Source organism: Pseudomonas sp. 58 R 3 (genome assembly GCF_900006605.1).
Lineage (GTDB): Bacteria > Pseudomonadota > Gammaproteobacteria > Pseudomonadales > Pseudomonadaceae > Aquipseudomonas > Aquipseudomonas salomonii.
Genome location: NZ_CVTT01000079.1, coordinates 1,410 through 1,649, shown reverse-complemented (window position 1 = coordinate 1,649; position 240 = coordinate 1,410). Strand labels below are relative to the sequence as shown.

1 protein-coding gene is annotated in these 240 nt (G+C 51.7%); it reads right to left on the bottom strand.

Features of this window, described 5'->3' with window-relative positions:
• Positions 1–240: immunoglobulin-like domain-containing protein (locus BFP92_RS31845; protein ID WP_345788659.1), on the bottom strand; the 240-nt coding region annotated here is incomplete at both ends.

Genomic DNA, 240 nt, shown 5'->3' with positions numbered 1-240 from the left:
TGTTATAGACGTCGTTGGCTGGGGTGTTGAACACAGTCGAGCCTGTGGTCTCACCGGCTTTAATAGTGATCGTCTGACCGTTCGAAAGCGTAACTGTAACGTCTGTTTGCGCTTTGTTGGTCAAGGTCGCGGTGTAAGTGATGTCACCGCCTTCAACTACCGAGGCTTTATCTGCACTCAGAGAAACCGTGGTGTTGTCGATCGAGTCAGTGATGGCTGTTTCAGCTGCCTTCGGATCGG